This window comes from Bradyrhizobium sp. 1200_D9_N1_1 (genome assembly GCF_052075915.1).
Lineage (GTDB): Bacteria > Pseudomonadota > Alphaproteobacteria > Rhizobiales > Xanthobacteraceae > Bradyrhizobium > Bradyrhizobium diazoefficiens.
Genome location: NZ_CP197226.1, coordinates 1948087 through 1964170 on the forward strand (window position 1 = coordinate 1948087; position 16084 = coordinate 1964170).

The 16084-nt window shown below is 66.1% G+C and carries 13 protein-coding genes; 4 read left to right on the forward strand and 9 right to left on the reverse strand.

Features of this window, described 5'->3' with window-relative positions; genetic code table 11:
* Positions 1–4 precede the first annotated feature (4 nt).
* Positions 5–1210, reverse strand: a complete 1206-nt coding sequence (locus tag AB5K84_RS09450; RefSeq protein WP_038965460.1) for a CaiB/BaiF CoA transferase family protein — start codon at positions 1208–1210, stop codon at positions 5–7.
* Between the two features lie 112 nt (positions 1211–1322).
* Positions 1323–4322, reverse strand: coding sequence for a bifunctional proline dehydrogenase/L-glutamate gamma-semialdehyde dehydrogenase PutA (putA, locus tag AB5K84_RS09455; protein WP_011089996.1), 3000 nt, complete (start codon positions 4320–4322; stop codon positions 1323–1325).
* Positions 4323–4436: 114 nt separating this feature from the next.
* Here putA and AB5K84_RS09460 point away from each other — a divergent pair, with 114 nt between their 5' ends.
* The gene (locus AB5K84_RS09460; RefSeq protein WP_011089995.1) at positions 4437–4898 is read left to right on the forward strand and encodes an Lrp/AsnC ligand binding domain-containing protein; all 462 of its coding nucleotides are present in this window, start codon (positions 4437–4439) and stop codon (positions 4896–4898) included.
* A 173-nt stretch (positions 4899–5071) separates the two neighbouring features.
* On the opposite strand, the gene AB5K84_RS09465 is transcribed toward AB5K84_RS09460, so the two are convergent.
* The 4 genes from AB5K84_RS09465 to AB5K84_RS09480 all read right to left on the reverse strand — a co-directional run bounded on the left by AB5K84_RS09465 (position 5072) and on the right by AB5K84_RS09480 (position 9047).
* A complete protein-coding gene (locus tag AB5K84_RS09465) occupies positions 5072–5272 on the reverse strand; it encodes a cold-shock protein (RefSeq protein ID WP_008563500.1) in 201 nt (66 codons plus the stop codon).
* A 197-nt stretch (positions 5273–5469) separates the two neighbouring features.
* On the reverse strand, positions 5470–5778 hold the full coding sequence (sorB, locus tag AB5K84_RS09470; protein ID WP_028172935.1) for a SorB family sulfite dehydrogenase c-type cytochrome subunit: 309 nt from the start codon (positions 5776–5778) through the stop codon (positions 5470–5472).
* A gap of 12 nt (positions 5779–5790) precedes the next feature.
* Entirely contained in the window at positions 5791–6990 is a 1200-nt protein-coding gene (gene sorA / locus AB5K84_RS09475; RefSeq protein ID WP_038965461.1) for a SorA family sulfite dehydrogenase catalytic subunit, read from the reverse strand.
* Between the two features lie 326 nt (positions 6991–7316).
* On the reverse strand, positions 7317–9047 hold the full coding sequence (locus tag AB5K84_RS09480) for an adenylate/guanylate cyclase domain-containing protein (protein WP_011089991.1): 1731 nt from the start codon (positions 9045–9047) through the stop codon (positions 7317–7319).
* A 475-nt stretch (positions 9048–9522) separates the two neighbouring features.
* Here AB5K84_RS09480 and AB5K84_RS09485 point away from each other — a divergent pair, with 475 nt between their 5' ends.
* Positions 9523–11088: a glycosyltransferase family 39 protein gene (locus tag AB5K84_RS09485; RefSeq protein ID WP_441232785.1), complete on the forward strand. Its 1566-nt coding sequence runs from the start codon at positions 9523–9525 to the stop codon at positions 11086–11088.
* A 114-nt stretch (positions 11089–11202) separates the two neighbouring features.
* Here AB5K84_RS09485 and AB5K84_RS09490 read toward each other — a convergent pair whose 3' ends face one another.
* Complete coding sequence (locus tag AB5K84_RS09490; protein ID WP_011089989.1) at positions 11203–12234, reverse strand: YcjF family protein; 1032 nt, start codon at positions 12232–12234, stop codon at positions 11203–11205.
* Positions 12231–13700 (reverse strand): YcjX family protein, encoded by a 1470-nt coding sequence (locus AB5K84_RS09495; protein ID WP_011089988.1) that lies wholly within the window; start codon positions 13698–13700, stop codon positions 12231–12233. Before AB5K84_RS09495 ends, AB5K84_RS09490 begins: the two co-directional genes overlap by 4 nt.
* A 179-nt stretch (positions 13701–13879) precedes the next feature.
* Between AB5K84_RS09495 and trhA the strand changes: the two genes are divergently transcribed.
* Positions 13880–14575: a PAQR family membrane homeostasis protein TrhA gene (gene trhA / locus AB5K84_RS09500; RefSeq protein WP_011089987.1), complete on the forward strand. Its 696-nt coding sequence runs from the start codon at positions 13880–13882 to the stop codon at positions 14573–14575.
* A 66-nt stretch (positions 14576–14641) separates the two neighbouring features.
* Positions 14642–15436 carry an SDR family oxidoreductase gene (locus tag AB5K84_RS09505; RefSeq protein WP_011089986.1) on the forward strand — a complete coding sequence of 265 codons (795 nt, stop codon included), beginning with the start codon at positions 14642–14644 and terminating at the stop codon, positions 15434–15436.
* Between the two features lie 186 nt (positions 15437–15622).
* Here the strand turns inward: AB5K84_RS09505 and AB5K84_RS09510 are convergent, their stop codons facing one another.
* Positions 15623–16084, reverse strand: a complete 462-nt coding sequence (locus AB5K84_RS09510) for a MarR family winged helix-turn-helix transcriptional regulator (protein ID WP_162494156.1) — start codon at positions 16082–16084, stop codon at positions 15623–15625.

Below are 16084 nucleotides of genomic sequence, written 5' to 3' on the forward strand. Positions count from 1 at the left end.
CGTCCTAGCCCACCGCCCCGTTTGACCGCAGCTGCTTGATCGCTGCCTCGTCGTATCCCGCTCCGCGCAAAATCTCGTCACTGTGCTCGCCGACGCCGGGCGGCTTGCGCGGCTGCACCTTCTTGGTGCCGTCGACCCAGATCGGGCTGGAGATGGTGAGCATGGTGTCGTTCTCGAACGGCACCAGCACCTCGTTGTCGAGCATCTGCTTGTCGTTCGGGATGTCGTCCAGAATGCCGACGATGCCGAACACGAGGCCGTTGCCGTCGAGGATCTTGCGCCATTCGGCAAGGTCCTTGGTGGCGAAAGTCTCGTCGAAAATCTTGATCAGCTCGACCGAGCGGGCGTGGCGGTCGGGCTTGGTGGCAAAACGTGGATCGGTGATCAGGTCTTCGCGGCCAAGGCACTTGGCCAGCGTCGGAAACTGCTTCTCCTCGCTCAGCAGCGACAGGATCAGCCAGCGGCCGTCCTTGCATTGATAGTGGTTGGCGACCGCATTCAGCGCGCGCTCGCGCGGGCGCCGTTCACCGAACTTGGCGCCGCAGAGTTTTGCCTGCGCCAGCACGCTCGCCGCCCACACCCCGTTCGCCATCAGGTTGGAAGCGACATGCGAGCCCTTGCCGGTCTTCTCGCGCTGATAGAGCGCGGTGACGATCGCGCCGTACAACGCCATGGCGCAGGGGTGGTCGCCCATGCCGGCGACGGAGCGGGCCGGCGTCGTATCGGTATCGGCGCGGACGAGGTCCATCAGGCCGGAACGCGCCCAATAGGCGTTGCTGTCGAAGCCGGGCTTGTTGGCTTCCTCGCCCTTCTCGCCATAGCCGGTGAAGGAGGCGTAGATCAGCCGATCGTTGAGATGGGCGAGGTGGTCATAGGTGATGCCGAGCTTGGTGCGCACCGGCGGCGGCATGTTGGTGATGAAGACGTCGGTCTCTTCGACCAGCTTGTAGAGCACCGCCTGCGCCTCCGGCTTGGAGAGATCGAGCGCGAGGCTCTTCTTGTTGCGGGCCTCCAGCAGCCAGGCGAAATTGTGCTCGCCGGTCGGGTAGCCCGGCAGGTTGGGCAGATTGCGGTAGGGGTCGCCGGCGCCGGGCGGCTCGATCTTGATGACGTCGGCACCGAAATCCGACAGCACGGTCGCGGCCGCGGGCGCTGCGATGAAGCTCGCGCAGTCCAGAACCTTCAGCCCCGCAAAAATGCCCTTGTCCATCGCGGCGTTGCTCCCTCGCTCTTGTTGTTTCCCGCGCGCTGGAATTGGCGCGGGCCAGATCATGGCAGCATTAGACCGATGTTCCGGCGGGATGCAACGCTCCTTCCGGGACTCACTCCTCCCCAGCCAGCAACGCAGCATTGCCGCCGGCCGCAGCCGTGTTGATGGTTACGGTCTGCTCGGTGGCAAAGCGCGCGAGGTAGTGCGGGCCGCCGGCCTTCGGGCCGGTTCCGGACAGGCCGTTGCCGCCGAACGGCTGCACGCCGACCACGGCGCCGATCATGTTGCGGTTGACGTAGATGTTGCCGACCTGGACGCGGTCGATGATCGCCTCGATGCTGTCGTCGATGCGGGAGTGGACGCCGAGCGTGAGCCCGTAGCCGGTGCGCTCGATCGCCCGCAACACGCGTTCGAGGTTCTCGGGCCGATAGCGCACGACATGCAGGATTGGGCCGAACACTTCCTCGGTGAGCTGGCCGGCCTCCGTGAGCTCGAAGATGTGCGGCGCGACGAAGCAGCCCTCCGGCGCGGGACCGGCAAAGTGCAGCCGCGCCTCCGTCTTCATCCGCGCGATATGCGCATCGAGGCGCTGCTTGGCCTCAACGTCGATCACCGGCCCGACATGGGTTGCGACATCGCTGGGGTCGCCGATCTTCAGTTCCCGCGCGGCACCCGCGACCATCTCGATCATGCGGTCGGCGACGTCCTCCTGCACGAACAGCAGCCGCAGTGCCGAGCAGCGCTGGCCGGCGGAACGGAACGCGGAGGTGACAACGTCGTCGGCGACCTGCTCCGGCAGCGCGGTGGCATCGGCGATCATGGCGTTGATGCCGCCGGTCTCCGCGATCAGGGGCACGATCGGCCCATCCTTGGCCGCGAGCGCCCGGTTGATGCTGCGGGCGACCTCGGTCGAGCCGGTGAAGACGACGCCGGCGATGTCGGGATGCGCGGTCAGCGCCGCGCCGATGCGGCCGTCGCCGGTGACGAGATACAGCGCGCTCTTGGGGATGCCGGCCTCGTGCAGCAGGGCTACGGCCTCGCGCGCGATGCGCGGCGTCTGCTCGGCGGGTTTTGCAACAACGCTGTTGCCGGCCATCAGCGCCGCCGTGACCTGGCCGAGGAAGATCGCCAGCGGGAAATTCCACGGCGAGATCGCCACGAAGACGCCGCGGCCGCGCATGGTGAGCGCGTTGCTCTCGCCGGTCGGGCCTGGCATCGCCGTCTCGCTGCCGAACAGCTTGCGGCCCTGCGCGGCATAGTAGCGGCAGAAGTCGGCGGCCTCGCGCAGCTCCGAGAGCGCATCGTCGAGCGTCTTGCCGCCCTCGCGCTGCAATAGCGCGATGAAATGGGCGCTACGGCTCTCCAACAGGTGCGCGGCCTGCTCCAGCGCCGCCGCGCGTATGCCCGCGGGCGTCCGGCTCCAGCCGGCGAAACCCGCGCGCGCTGCGGCCACCGCTGCGTGGGCCTGGTCCGGCGTTGCATCGGCGATCGGCTTGAGGTCGCCTGTCTCGGCCTTGACGTCGGTCAGCAGTTGGTCGAGCGCGGTGCGCGCGCCGAATTCGACGCCGCGCGAATTGCGCCGCTCCGGCGCGAACAGATCGCAGGGGAGCGGAATCCTGGGATGGGCCGCCGCCTGCGGCCGGACGATCGCATCCGCCGGACGCTGCAACAGCGCCGGGACCGGGACGCGGTAATCGGCCGCCTGCGCCACGAAGGAGGAGTTGGCACCGTTCTCCAGCAGTCGCCGCACCAGATAGGCGAGCAGGTCGCGATGGCTGCCGACCGGGGCGTAGGTGCGGTAGGCGATGTCTGCGTGATCCTTGGCGAGCTGCTCGTAGAGCGCCTCGCCCATGCCGTGCAGGCGCTGGAATTCGAAGCCGCTGCTGCCCTCGGCCATCTCCAGCACGGTCGCGACCGTCAGCGCGTTGTGGGTGGCGAATTGCGGGAAGATGCGTGGCCGCAGGGCCAGCAGCTTCGAGGCGCAGGCGACGTAGTTCAGATCCGTCATCGCCTTGCGCGTGAACACGGGATAGCCGTCGAGCCCGCGCTCCTGCGCGCGCTTGATCTCGGTGTCCCAATAGGCGCCCTTGACCAGCCGCACCATCAGCTTGCGGTCATGGGCGCGGGCGAGCGCGTCGACATAGTCGATCACTGCGCTGGCGCGCTTCTGATAGGCCTGGATCGCGAGCCCAAAACCGTCCCAGCCCTTGAGCGAGGGATCGGCCAGCGTTGCCGCGATCACGTCGAGCGACAGCTCCAGCCGGTCCGCCTCTTCGGCGTCGACGGTGAAGTTGAGATCATGGGCCTTGGCGCGCTGCGCCAGATCGAGCAGCTGCGGCACCAGCTCGACCATCACGCGCGCGCGGCTGATCGCCTCGAAGCGCGGATGCAGCGCCGAGAGCTTGACGGAGATGCCGGGCCGGTCGGGCAGGGCATGGTTGCCGGCCGCCTTGCCGATCGTCTCGATCGCGCTGGCATAGGCGTCGAAATAGCGCCTGGCGTCCGCCGCGGTGCGCGCGCCTTCGCCGAGCATGTCGAAGGAGTAGCGCGTCTTCTGGCCAGAGCGCGGCTTACCCCGCTCCAGCGCCTGCTCGATGGTCTCACCCAGCACGAAATGATTGCCCATCAGCCGCATCGCCTGGCGCGTGGCGGTGCGCACCGCCGGCGCGCCGAGCCGCTTCACCAGCCGGCCGATGGTGCCGTCGGGCGTCTCGCCGGGCTGGATCACCCGCGCCGACAGGCCGAGCGCCCAGGCCGAGGCGTTGACCAGGAAGGCGGTGGACTTGGTCTCGTGATGGATGAAGTCGCCCTCGCCGAGCTTGTCCTCGATGAACTGGTCGGCGGTGCGCGCGTCCGGCACGCGCAGCAGCGCCTCCGCCAGCACCATCAGTGCGAGGCCTTCCTTGGTCGAGAGCGCGAACTCCCGCAGCATGTCCTCGACCCCGCCAAGCCGGTCGTCGCGCTTGCGGATCGCCTCGATCAGCCGTGTCGCGGTGCGGTGGATCCGCGCCTCCTGCGGCGGGCTGAGATGTGACGCCGGCAACAGGCGCGCGGCGATCTCGGCATCATCGGGCGCGTAGGGGGCGGTGAAGGGAGGCGGGATGTTCGGCATGGCGTGTCCTGTGGCTCAAATCCAGGATAAGGCCCGCGTTACCAGAGTTCGATAGACAAGTTAGCCGATTTGCCTTAGAAAATGAAGATAGGTGCCACTATAGCCAGATAAAATATGGAACTTGATCGGTTAGACCGGAGAATCCTCTCGATTTTGCAGGAGGATGGGCGAATCGCCAATGTCGAGCTCGCCGAACGCATCGGCTTGTCGCCGACATCGATCGGCGAGCGGCTGAAGCGCTTGCAGCGCGAGGGTTTTGTCGAAGGCTACGGCGCGCGACTCAATCCGCACCGGCTCGGCCTCGGGCTACTGGTGTTCGTCGAGGTGCTGCTCGACAAGACGACGCCCGACAATTTCGAGCGCTTTGCGCGCGCGGTGAAACTCGCGCCGGAAGTCCTGGAGTGTCACATGGTTGCCGGCGGCTTCGACTATCTTGTGAAGGCGCGGCTTGCGGACATGACAGCGTATCGGCGTTTCCTCGGCGAGACCCTGCTGTCGATGCCGGGCGTGCGCGAGACGCGGACCTATGCGGTGATGGAGGAGATCAAGCGCGACGCACCGTTGCCGGTGGGCTAGGGAAGTGCCGTCGCGATTGTCATTGCCGTGGCGTTGAATGAGCGGTCTTCGCGGGAAAAATAGCTATCCGTGTGCAGTCGCAACGCCCGTCGTCGAATGCACTGGCCGTCTTCTGAAATTTTCTTGGCCTCGCTCCCGGATTTGATCCGGGAGGCAGCGAAACGCTGGCGGGCTTATACTTTGAGGTTTTCTGCGGAGGTCTTGCCCCGGTTTGCGATCTCTTCGTATTCAACCGTCTGTCCCTCGTTGAGGGTCGACAGACCGGCTTTCTGCACTGCCGAGATATGCACGAACACATCCTTGCCACCCGACGCAGGCTGGATAAATCCATAACCCTTCGTCGGGTTGAACCACTTGACCGTACCTTTAGCCATCACGACTTCTCCGCGGGTCTTCCTCCAAGATCTCGAACCGCCAGTCCCCGCCAACCGGCCGGTTCGGTCCTAACAGGATACGCGGATTGTGGCAGGCTTGGTAGCTCAAACCACATCAGCCTTTTGCCGAATTCCGCTCAACTTCGCGGCGTTTTTGCCGGTTTTGCCCGTTTCGCGGTCAATTGGCCCGCGCTCCGTCAATACGTCGCGGCCAGGTAATCGACGATCTTGCCGACATCGGCATCGTCGATCGGTGCGCCATAGACCTTGATCATCTTGGTCACCTCGGCCTGCCAGAAGCCCTTCTTGTCCTTCATCGGCGGCTGCGTGTTGATGTAGTCGGCCGAGTGGCAGGCGCTGCAATTGCCTTGCACGACCTCGAGATTGGGGCCGGGCTTGAAGGCGGCGACCTCGTCCGGCAGCTGGTAATTGACGGGCGCCGCAGTCGCGGCAGTGATGCCGGCGGCGAGAGCGAGCGAGATGGCGAGGAGAACGGTGCGCTGCATGATCATGCTCCCTCAGGCCACGCTGACGCGGACGGTTTCGACGACGTTGCGCAAATAACCCGCCGGGTTCCAGCGCGGCTGATCCGGTTGGGTCTCGCCGCCGTTGCCGGTGGCGCGGACCTTGAGCTCAACGGTGCCGGCCGCGAGCTTCACCGGCAGCTTCCATTCGCGGAAGGAGTATTTGCCGAGATCCTTGCCGAGCTTCGCGCTCGTCCAGGTCTTGCCGCCGTCGGTGGAGACCGCGACGTCCTTGATGCCCTTGCCGCCGTCGAAGGCGATGCCGCGCAGCGTCGTAGCTCCCGCCTTCAGCTTGGCGCCGTCAGGCACGCTGGTGATGAAGGAGCGGATGGTGAAACGGTTGATCGGGATCGTCGCCTTCGGCGTGGTGCCCGGCTCGATTGCATTGTTCGGGGTATCAGGAATGCGATAGGCCGACTTCATCCAGAAGCCGTCATAGACATTGTCGATGACGGTGATCTCGTTGAGGTGCTTGACCCAGTAGGTGCCGTAATAGCCGGGCACGATCAGGCGCAGCGGGAAGCCGTTGAGGAACGGCAGATCCTCGCCGTTCATGCCGTAGGCCAGCATCACCTCGACGTCGCTGGCGTGATCGATGTCGAGCGCCTTGACGAAGTCAGGCGTCTTGTCGCTGGCCGGGCCGTCCATGCCGTTGAACGTGACCTGCTTGGCACCGGCCTGCACGCCCGCCATCTCGAGCACGGTCTTCAGCGGCACGCCGCGCCAGCGTGCATTCCCCATCGCGCCGTTGGCGAGCTGGCCGCCGGCGACACGCGGCTCGAAGAAGCCGCGGCTGTTGCCGGAGCACTGGTTGACGGCGACGATCTCGGTCGCCTTCATTTTGCGGATGTCCTTGAGCGACAGCTTGAGCAGCTTGTCGACCTTGCCCTTGATCTCGAGCGTGAACTTGTCGGGGTCGAGATTGTAGGGCAGGTCCGAGAGATGATAGCGCACGAAGAATGCGTTGTTCGGCGTGATCGGGCCGTCGTTGAACACCGCGAACGGGGTCTCGAGTTGCGGCGGCCGGCTGGTCAGGCCGATCATCGGCCGCTTCTGCGGATATTTCACCAGCGGCCGTTCGCCGTTGGCGAAGGGCAGGGTGACGGTGTCCAGCGCCAGCGCTTTGGTTGAATTCAGTGTGGCCGCCATGGCGGCAAGCCCCGCTCCCTTGAGCAGGTCGCGTCGATCGAACATCTGGTCCCCTCCCGGAGCTTTTCGTTGGCTCGCGGTCATCACCGCGATCCTGCATTCATCTGTCGCAACGATGCCGATGAAGTCAATTCGTGCTTTCGCAGCAGGCCCATGCCGCTGCGTTGCAGCAAGCCGGTGTTGCGTTCGTAATGAGAGTCGAGCTGTCGCCGCGACGGTGGTGCGCTCCACCTCTCCCGCTTGCGGGAGAGGTCGCGCCGAAGGCGCGGGTGAGGGCTCTTTCCTCTAGGGGACTGTCCCGTTGCGGAGACACCCTCTCCCCAACCCTCTCCCGCAAGCGGGAGAGGGAGCGCACCGCGCTCGTTGTTGTCTTACGCCGCCACCCGCGCGCCGCGATCGACCAGCATCGCCAGCTCCCTGGCGTCCGCAACCACGCGCACGGCCATTGGCTCGTCGCGGCCGCGGATCGCGACCTCCTGCTGCGGCAGCGCGTCGTCGGCGAGGCCCGCGGTGCGGCGGACCTCCTCCGAGACGATGGCCTCGCAGGCCAGCGTCTTGGTCATATCCTGGAGGCGGGCGGCGACGTTGACGGCGTCGCCCAGCGCCGTGAACACGATGTGATCGCGATAGCCGATGTCGCCGATGATGACCTCGCCGCCGTGAATGCCGATGCCGAAGCGGATCGGCTGGCGCAGATCGTGGCTCAGGAGCTCGTTGAGCTCGTCGATATGCGTGGCGATGCCTGCGGCGGCTTTCAGCGCCTGCCGGCAGGCCTCTTGCGGATCGGCTGACAGCCCGAACAGCGCCAGCATGCCGTCGCCGACGAACTGGTTCGGCTGGCCGCCGTTCTCGACCACGGCCTGCGAGACCGCGCCGAGGAAGCGGTTGACGATGAAGACGGTGTCGAACGGCAGCCGCTTTTCGGCGAGCTGCGTCGAGCCGCGCATGTCCACGAACAGGCTGACGAGATAGCGCTCCTGGCCGATCCTGGCGGGCGTCGAGGCCTGCCCGCTCGCTGAGAGCGTATGCGCCGTGAAGAGCTGGAAGAAGGAGAGATCCGACGTCGGCCGCAGCTGGCAGGCGAGGCGGATCGAAGGGTCGGTGGCACCGACACGGGTGAGCACGAAGGCCTCGCGCTGTGACGGCTCGGGCAGGGCGCCATGATCGCCGATGATGCGGATGCGGCAGGTCGAGCAGCGGGCGCGGCCGCCGCAGACGCTGGCATGCGGCACATTGTGGCGCAGGCTCGCTTCCAGCACGGAGAGGCCCTTGGGGACCCGCACGGTCTTGCCGTTGCCGTAGGACAGCGCGATCATGCCGCCGCGCCGCTCGCGCAAGGCGCGCACGCCGCGTGCGGCCAGCGCCAGTCCGAGCAGGCCAACATAGCCGATGGTGAGGCCGCCGGTGATGCGGTCGAGCGTGTCGGCTTCCGCGACGGTGCCGACCTGGCGGCGGGTGAGATTGTGCGTGCGCCATTCCCCGTCGTCGGCTTCGATCGCGACGCTGCGGCCGCCCTGATAGACGCCGAGCAGCGCCAGCGTCGGGATCAGCACTGCGGCCGCGAGCAGATAGGGCGCGGCGCGCGTGAAGAAAGGCTTGAGGCGGAGCCAGAAAAAAATGCCGATACAGCCGTGGATCCAGGCGATGATCAGCAGGATCGTCATGGTCCAGATGCGGTTCGACGCGACGAAGAACAGGTAGAGTTCCTGCGGATAGAGTTTTTGGTGTCCGTACAGCGTCTGGCCGAGCCGCACACCGATCACGTGCGCCATGACCAGGGCGGGGATGCTTAAGCCCAGCACGAGCTGGAGCGGCTCGATCGTTCGCCAGCGGAACTGCCGCCGCTGATACAGCGCATAGATGCCGAGCCCCATATGGGTGAGCGCGGCGGCGTAGAACACGATCGCGACCGGCAGGAACTGCCAGAATGCGGTGTGGTAGTAGACCCCGACCTCCATGGCATCGACCGAGACGTTGCCGAGCGCATGGTTGAGGAAATGGCTGATCACATAGGAGAACAGGATGACGCCGCAGACAAGCCGCACCTGCCGCACGCTGGTCGCGCGGACGAGTTCGGGCATGTGGACAGGAGCGGTGGCCATGATTCGGTTGTATCAGTTCATGAAGGAGAACAGCCAGCCTAGCGTTTAATTCCAGCGGTGGACAGTTTTCGGGATCACATGCGCGGCAAGGTTACGAAACCGTAGGGTGGGCAAAGGCGCGCTGCCGCGGTCAGCCTCCGCTGTCGTCCCGGACAAGCGCGCCCACAGGCGCGCGCCGATCCGGGACCCCCGCGCGAGCGCTTGCGCTCGTCGCGATACCACAGGGAGTAGTTGCGGGCAGGCTGGTAACTCCGGGTCTTCGCCAAACCCCTCCCTGTGGGTATGGGTCCCGGATCTGCACTCGCTTCGCTCGTTGGTCCGGGACGACGGCAGATGGCGGCAATATCCCCCCACATTGACTCCCCCTCCCAAGTCGGGGAAAAGCGCGGCCGTGACGATCGCTCCCGACATCTCCGCGAAGCCAGACGGCGCCGAACGCCGTCTCATCCTTGCTGCCGTGCTCGTCATCGCCGCGATGACGCTGCTGCGCATCGTCTACGCCTCCGCGATCGAGCTGCGCACCGACGAGGCCTATTACTGGACCTGGTCGAAGGAGGCGGCGCTCAGCTTCCTCGATCATCCCCCGGGCATCGCCTGGCTCATCCGTTTCGGCACCGCGATCTTCGGTGACACCGCGCGCGGCGTCCGCTTCGGCGGCATCGTCGCGATGTTGGTGACGCAACTCCTGCTCGCCGACATCGTCCGCCGCCTCACCCATGATGCGCGTGCGGTCGTGTTGGCGGTGCTGATGCCGGAGGCTGCGCTCTACTACGGCCTCTTGATGGCCAAGATCGCCCCCGACGTCGCGATGATCCCGTTCGCGGTCGCGATGATCTGGTCGCTGGTGCGGCTGGCGCAGAGCGATGATGGACGCTGGTGGCTGGCGGCCGGCCTGTTCGCCGGGCTGGCGATGCTGTCGAAATTCACCGTGATCATGTTCGCGCCGGCGGTGGCCGCTTTTCTTCTCGTGCCGGATTGGCGCTGGCGCTGGCTGCGCAGTCCTTACCCTTATCTGGCCGCGCTGGTTGCGATCGCCGTGTTCTCGCCGGTGCTGATCTGGAATGCGCAGCACGACTGGGCCTCGTTCCGGTTCCAGGGCGTGCGCGCCACCGCCAATTACGGCATCTCGCTCCGCACCGTCGGTGACTACATCGGCCTGCAATTCGGTCTCGTCGGCTTCGTCATGTTCCCGGTGGTACTGTCGGGCCTCGTGATCACGGCATGGCGCGCCTATCGCACGCGCGAGCCGGTCGCGATCCTGCTGTCCACCGCGGTGCTGGTGCCGTTCCTCTATTTCCTCGCGAAATCGCTGACGCTCCGGGTCGGCGACACCTGGCCGATGTTCATGTGGCCGGTCGGCTTCGCCGCGGCCGCGGTGAACCTCGTCATGCTGCCGCGTGAAAAATGGTCGGCGCGGATGATCCGGTCGAGCCTGTTCTGGGCAAATACGGCGATCGTCTCGGGCATCGCCTTCGTCGTCATCTTGTTCCTCTACTACGTCGCCGCGCCCTGGAATTTCCTCGGCAAGATCGATCCGATCGGCGCTGAAGCCGGCTACGAGCAGGTTGCAGCGCGCGCGCAGGCTGCGCTGGACGAGACCGGCGCGACCTGGATCGCGACCACGGACTACCGCACCTATGCTATGATGCGCTGGCTGTTCAGGGGCCGCGTGCCTGTCATCGAGATCAACGAGCGCGGCCGCTTCCAGGATTTCCGCGATCCCGGCATCGATCGGATCAAGGGACATTCCGGCATCTATGTCGGGCGCGAGCCCGACAATCGTTTATCGCTGTGGGAGAACATTCCCGCGAAGCGCGAGCAGCTCGGTCGGGTCGAACGCCGCTGGCGCGGTGTTCTGACTGATACCTACGTGCTTGAAAAGCTCACCGGCTGGACCCCGGAGCTGTCCCCGCCGAAGGATTCGCCGCTGTTCCAGTGGCGGGTGCTGGCTTTCCTCTCCCTCTCCCCGCTCTTGTCCGCCGAAGCCTTGGCGAAGGCCGATGCGCGACGAGCTTCGCTCGCGCTGAGAGGGTTGGGGTGAGGGGGAGTCTCCGCGGGGGAGGTGACAGTTGGACTCGCGGAGAGTCCCCCTCACCCGGATCGCATCTGGCGATGCGCTCCGGCCTCTCCCCGCAAGCGGGGAGAGGCGAAGAAGCTACTCCTCCTCGTCCTCTTTCTTCCGCAGCAGATCCGTCGCGAGATCCGACAGCTTCGGCGGCGGCAGCGCCGCGAAGGGCAGCGGGCGTGTCACCTCGATCGCGGCCAATCCGAGCCGCGCCGTCAGCAATCCGTTGAGTACGCCTTCGCCCAGCCGTTGCGACAGCTTCGCTGCAATCCCGTGGCCCAGCATCTGCTGCACCAGGCTGTCGCTCGCGGCCATGCCGCCGGTGATGGCGAGATGGGCGATGACGTGGCGGAGCAGGCGGATCATGCCGAGCGCGCCGGGCCGTCCGCCATAGAGGTACGCAAGCTGGCGGATCAGACGCAGCGCGGCGACGAACACGAACATCACGTCGATCGCCGCGCGGGGCGAAACGGCCGTGACGATCGAGACCTTTTGCGCGGCTGACGACACCAGCCGTCGCGCCTCCGCATCCAGCGGCGACATCAATTCACGCTCGGCGAGGCGGATCATGTCGGCGCCGTCGATGATCTCGCCGGTGTGGCTCTCCAGCGTGGCGCGGGCGCGTGCGAGCTGCGGATTCTGGTGCGCGATCTTCAGGAGGTCCTGCACGATGACGCGGCTCTCCTTGCGGTCGTCGCTGGCAAGGACTGCGGCTGCGCGCTGATGCAGTTTCTCGATCGTCGCGAGGCGCGCCAGTCCATACGCCTCGCGCCCGATCACCACCGCGAGCGCAAGCGCGGTGACGAATGCGAAGGCGAGCCCGACGAAGCCGAGGCTTTCGCTGCGCGCAAACAAATCCTCGATCAGATGAACCACGCCGAGCCCGACGCCGAGCAGCGTCAGCCCGGCAAGGCCGGACCAGAACAGCGCGCCCCAGGGGAGGCCGCGTCGTGCGGGCAGCACGGCTTCAATCGGCACCGGCAATGTCGCTGGATCGTGCTCCGGCGTGATCTGGATGGTGCCGCGGCCGAGCCGCGCCGTCTCGTCGGCTTCGGTGACGACGACGCCGGGATCGTCGAGCCGGAACGTCGCCGGCCGCCGCGGCGGGGATCGCTCGTTCATGAGAGCTTGTCTCCGATCAGGAACTGCAAGGCACGGTCGAGGCGGATGTGTGGCAGCGCCGGCTCGTCGTCACCCTCGCGCGCGAGCTTTGGCGGGCGGAAGCGCAGGAAGCGGAAGTCGCTCTTCTCGGCGGCCTCGGTCGAGAGGCCGCGGAAGGCATCCGTGCCGTTGAACAGCGGCTCGGGATCCAGGGGCAGGTCGCCGGGAAAGGTCGCAACCTCCGTGTTGCCGTCGAAGAACTCGCCGCCGGCGCTTTCGCCCGCCGCCGGTGTTCCCAGGATCGACGGCAATTTGTCGCGGCCGTGGGCGACCTGCGCCTCGCGCGTGGCGCGCACCGCGGCGAGCGCCACCACGTCGATCTGCGCGCCGGTATTTTCCGCGCGCGCCACCGCCTGCGTCACGGCGCGGCGGAGCGCGGCCTCGAGACGGTCGTGGCTGGAATGATGCAGGTGGTCCGCCTTGGTCGCCGCGAACAGGATGCGGTCGATGCGCGGCCGAAACAGGCTGGTGAGGAAGGTGCTGCGGCCGATGTTGAAGCAGTCGAGAATGCCGGCGAGCGCGGCTTCGAGATCGTGCAGCGCCTCGGGTCCGGAGTTGAACGCGGAGAGCGCATCGGCCAGCACGATCTGGCGATCGAGGCGCGCAAAGTGATCGCGGAAGAAAGGACGCACCACGACGTCTTTGTAGGCTTCGAAGCGGCGCACCATCATCGCCCACAGCGAGCCGTCCGGCGCCTGGCCGCCGACGGGCACGTCGAGCGGCGCGAAGGTCAGCGCCGGGGAGCCTGCGAGATTGCCGGGCATCAGGAAGCGGCCGGGCGGCAGCAGGCTCATGGCAAAGCGTTCTTCGCGGCACGCGCGCAAATAATCGGTGAAGAGCTTTGCGGCTGTCAGTGTCGCCTGCTCGTCCTCGCGCGCGTCAGGCTTGAGCGTGGCAAGATGCGCGTGCCAGCCGGCGGCAAGATGCGCGCGTGGCGCCTCGCGCGAGAGCGCAAGACTCTCCGCCGACCATTGCTCGTAGCTCTTTTGCAGCAGCGGCAGGTCGAGCAGCCACTCGCCGGGATAGTCGACGATATCGAGCGTCAGGGTGCGATCGGCGCCGTTGTGGCGCTGGTAGTCGACGACGAGGCGAAGCTCGCTGATGTCGACGGTCGAATTCGGCCAGTGCCGTTCCTCGACCAGCGCGCGCAGATGGGTCTCATAGGCAAAGCGCGGCACGGCATCGTCCGGCTGCGGCGCGAGGTGCGCCCGCGCGATCCGGCCCGAGGCATAGGCTTCGAATACCGGAAACCGGCCGCCGCGCGTCAGCCCATGGATCAGCGCGGTGATGAACACCGTCTTGCCGGCCCGCGACAGGCCGGTGACCCCGAGCCGCACCGTCGGATTGAAGAAGTGCTCGCCATAGTCGATCAGCGCCCGGGCCGACAGGCGCGCCTCTTCGACCATATCCTGGAAACTGAATGCCATGTGAACGTTAGGGGATCTCGGCGGGCGGAAAAGTGAAGCTGTTCACAAAGGTGGCAATTGCATGAGGAAAATCAAGCTTCATACTTCCACCGCCTTTGTCGGTAAATCAGCCGTTTGAACGACGCGCCGATCCCGAAAGACCCATACAACAAGGGCATTGTCTTGCCTTGCGGATTGCCATGACCGTCTTCCAATTGAAACAGTTTGCATCCACCTCCGTCCATGCTGCAGCCGACGCGATCGGCTGGAACTACGACCGGGCCGAGCTGATCGCCGACGGGATCATCCATGCGGTTGGTGTGTTCTCCGGTACCGTCGCCGCGACCGTTCTGGTGGTGCTTGCGGTGCTTTATGCCGACGCCACCGACATCGTCGGGGTCTCGATCTATGTCGCCGGCCTGCTCTCGATGCTGGTGCTGTCGGCGACCTATAATCTCTGGCCGGTCTCGCCGGTCAAATGGCTGCTGCGGCGCTTCGACCATTCGGCGATCTATCTCCTGATCGCCGCGACCTACACGCCGTTCATCCTGGAGCTGAAAGCCAGCGTCTTCGCGCTGGCGCTGCTCGTCTGCGTCTGGTGCGTGGCGATCGTCGGTATCGTGCTGAAGCTGCGCTATCCCGGCCGGTTCGACCGCGTCGCGGTCGGCATCTACCTCGCGATGGGCTGGAGCGGCGTGATGCTCTACGACGCCGTGGTCAAGGCGCTGCCCGCGCTGGTGCTAGGCTTCATACTTGCGGGCGGGCTGCTCTACAGCTTCGGCGTGATCTTCCATGCCTGGCGGCGGCTGCGCTTCCAGAATGCGATCTGGCACGGCTTTGTCTTGGCCGGTGCGGCGTGCCATTATACCGCGGTGCTCGACCTCGTGTTGAGCTGAGCAGGATCCGCGACGCGGAATAAGCGAAGCGGTATAAGAGCGGTACAAGACAAGAGGAGACGTCGCATGCAGGTGACCGGCAAGGTCGTGGTCGTCACGGGCGGCGCAAACGGCATCGGCAAGGCGCTGTGCGAGGCGTTTCACAAGGCGGGCGCCGCCAAGGTCGTCGTCGCGGACATGGACGCCGCCAACGCCAGGGCAGTCGCTGCCATGGTCGATGGCGCAGCCTTCAGATGCGACGTCGCGCAGGAAAAAGAGATCGCCCACGTCATCGAGGAGACCGAGCGGCAGTTCGGCCCGATCGAATTGTTCTGCTCCAATGCCGGTATCGGCGGCGGTTTCGATCCCATGTCGGTCAATGCCGGCGGCGCCTCCGACGAGCCGTGGCAGCGGAGCTGGGCGATCCACGTCATGGCGCATGTCTACGCGGCCCGGCATCTGGTCCCGCGGATGAAGGCGCGGGGCGGCGGCTATTTCCTCAACACCATCTCGGCCGCGGGCCTGCTGTCGCAGGTCGGCAGCCCCGCCTATTCCACCACCAAGCACGCCGCGGTCGGCTTTGCCGAGAACCTCGCGATCTCGCACAAGGCCGACAACATCAAGGTCTCGATCCTCTGCCCGCAGGGCGTCGACACCAACATGCTGCGCTCGATCCCGAAGGGCCCGCAATCCGGCGACGGCGATCTCACGCCCGAGCAGGTCGCAAGTGACGTGCTCGCGGGCCTGGCGCAGGAAACATTCCTGATCCTGCCGCACCCCCAGGTGCTCGGCTACATGCGCAAGAAGACCGAGAACTACGACCGCTGGATCGGCGGCATGGCGAAGATCCAGGCGAAGATGCGGGAAGAGTTCGGGAAGTGACCCGTTAGGTCATCCCGGGGCGGTCCGTAGGACCGAACCCGGGATCTCGAGATTCCGGGTTCGATGCTTCGCACCGCCCCGGAATGACAGTGTCGTAGCCCGGATGGAGCGAAGCGTAATCCGGGACAGTCTTTCCGCGTTGTGAGAAGCCCCGGATTGCGCTCCGCTTCATCCGGGCTACGGACCTCACGCTGCCGTCTCCGCCTCACCCTCCACCCGGCTCTGCCGCAACGCCCGGGCATAGAGCATCATGCCCTCGCGCACCGTGCGCTGCTCGGCCTCCGTCAATGCCGCCAGTGCGCCGCGCACCTGCTGCCGTCCGAATTCATGCAGCGCCTCCAGCGTGCGCCGGCCCTTGGCCGTCAGCGACAGCAGCTTGCTGCGTGCGTCTAGCTCGTCAGGCGTCTCCTTCAGTTCCCCGCAATCGATCAGCTTGCGCACCAGGCGGCTGACGCTGGATTTTTCCAGCCGCAGGAAATCGCCGAGCTCGCCCGAGGTCATCAGCCCGCGGATGCCGATCTCCAGAATGGTATGCACGGCTGAGGGCGGATAGTCCGACGCCGCCACCGTCGCATCCATGAAGCCGAGCTCGCGCACCATCAGGCGCGAGGCGGCGCGGATGTCGTCGATCAGCGAAAGCCCGGCCAT

Coding starts and splice junctions, on each gene's coding strand:
- AB5K84_RS09505 (WP_011089986.1), top strand. CDS start 14,642: ATGCAGGTGACCGGCAAGGTCGTGGTCGTCACGGGCGGCGCAAACGGC.
- AB5K84_RS09460 (WP_011089995.1), top strand. CDS start 4,437: ATGGAACTTGATCGGTTAGACCGGAGAATCCTCTCGATTTTGCAGGAG.
- sorB (WP_028172935.1), bottom strand. CDS start 5,778: ATGCAGCGCACCGTTCTCCTCGCCATCTCGCTCGCTCTCGCCGCCGGC.
- AB5K84_RS09450 (WP_038965460.1), bottom strand. CDS start 1,210: ATGGACAAGGGCATTTTTGCGGGGCTGAAGGTTCTGGACTGCGCGAGC.
- AB5K84_RS09490 (WP_011089989.1), bottom strand. CDS start 12,234: ATGAACGAGCGATCCCCGCCGCGGCGGCCGGCGACGTTCCGGCTCGAC.
- trhA (WP_011089987.1), top strand. CDS start 13,880: ATGACCGTCTTCCAATTGAAACAGTTTGCATCCACCTCCGTCCATGCT.
- AB5K84_RS09510 (WP_162494156.1), bottom strand. CDS start 16,084: ATGGCCGGGCTTTCGCTGATCGACGACATCCGCGCCGCCTCGCGCCTG.
- AB5K84_RS09495 (WP_011089988.1), bottom strand. CDS start 13,700: ATGGCATTCAGTTTCCAGGATATGGTCGAAGAGGCGCGCCTGTCGGCC.
- AB5K84_RS09480 (WP_011089991.1), bottom strand. CDS start 9,047: ATGGCCACCGCTCCTGTCCACATGCCCGAACTCGTCCGCGCGACCAGC.
- putA (WP_011089996.1), bottom strand. CDS start 4,322: ATGCCGAACATCCCGCCTCCCTTCACCGCCCCCTACGCGCCCGATGAT.
- sorA (WP_038965461.1), bottom strand. CDS start 6,990: ATGTTCGATCGACGCGACCTGCTCAAGGGAGCGGGGCTTGCCGCCATG.
- AB5K84_RS09465 (WP_008563500.1), bottom strand. CDS start 5,272: ATGGCTAAAGGTACGGTCAAGTGGTTCAACCCGACGAAGGGTTATGGA.
- AB5K84_RS09485 (WP_441232785.1), top strand. CDS start 9,523: ATGACGCTGCTGCGCATCGTCTACGCCTCCGCGATCGAGCTGCGCACC.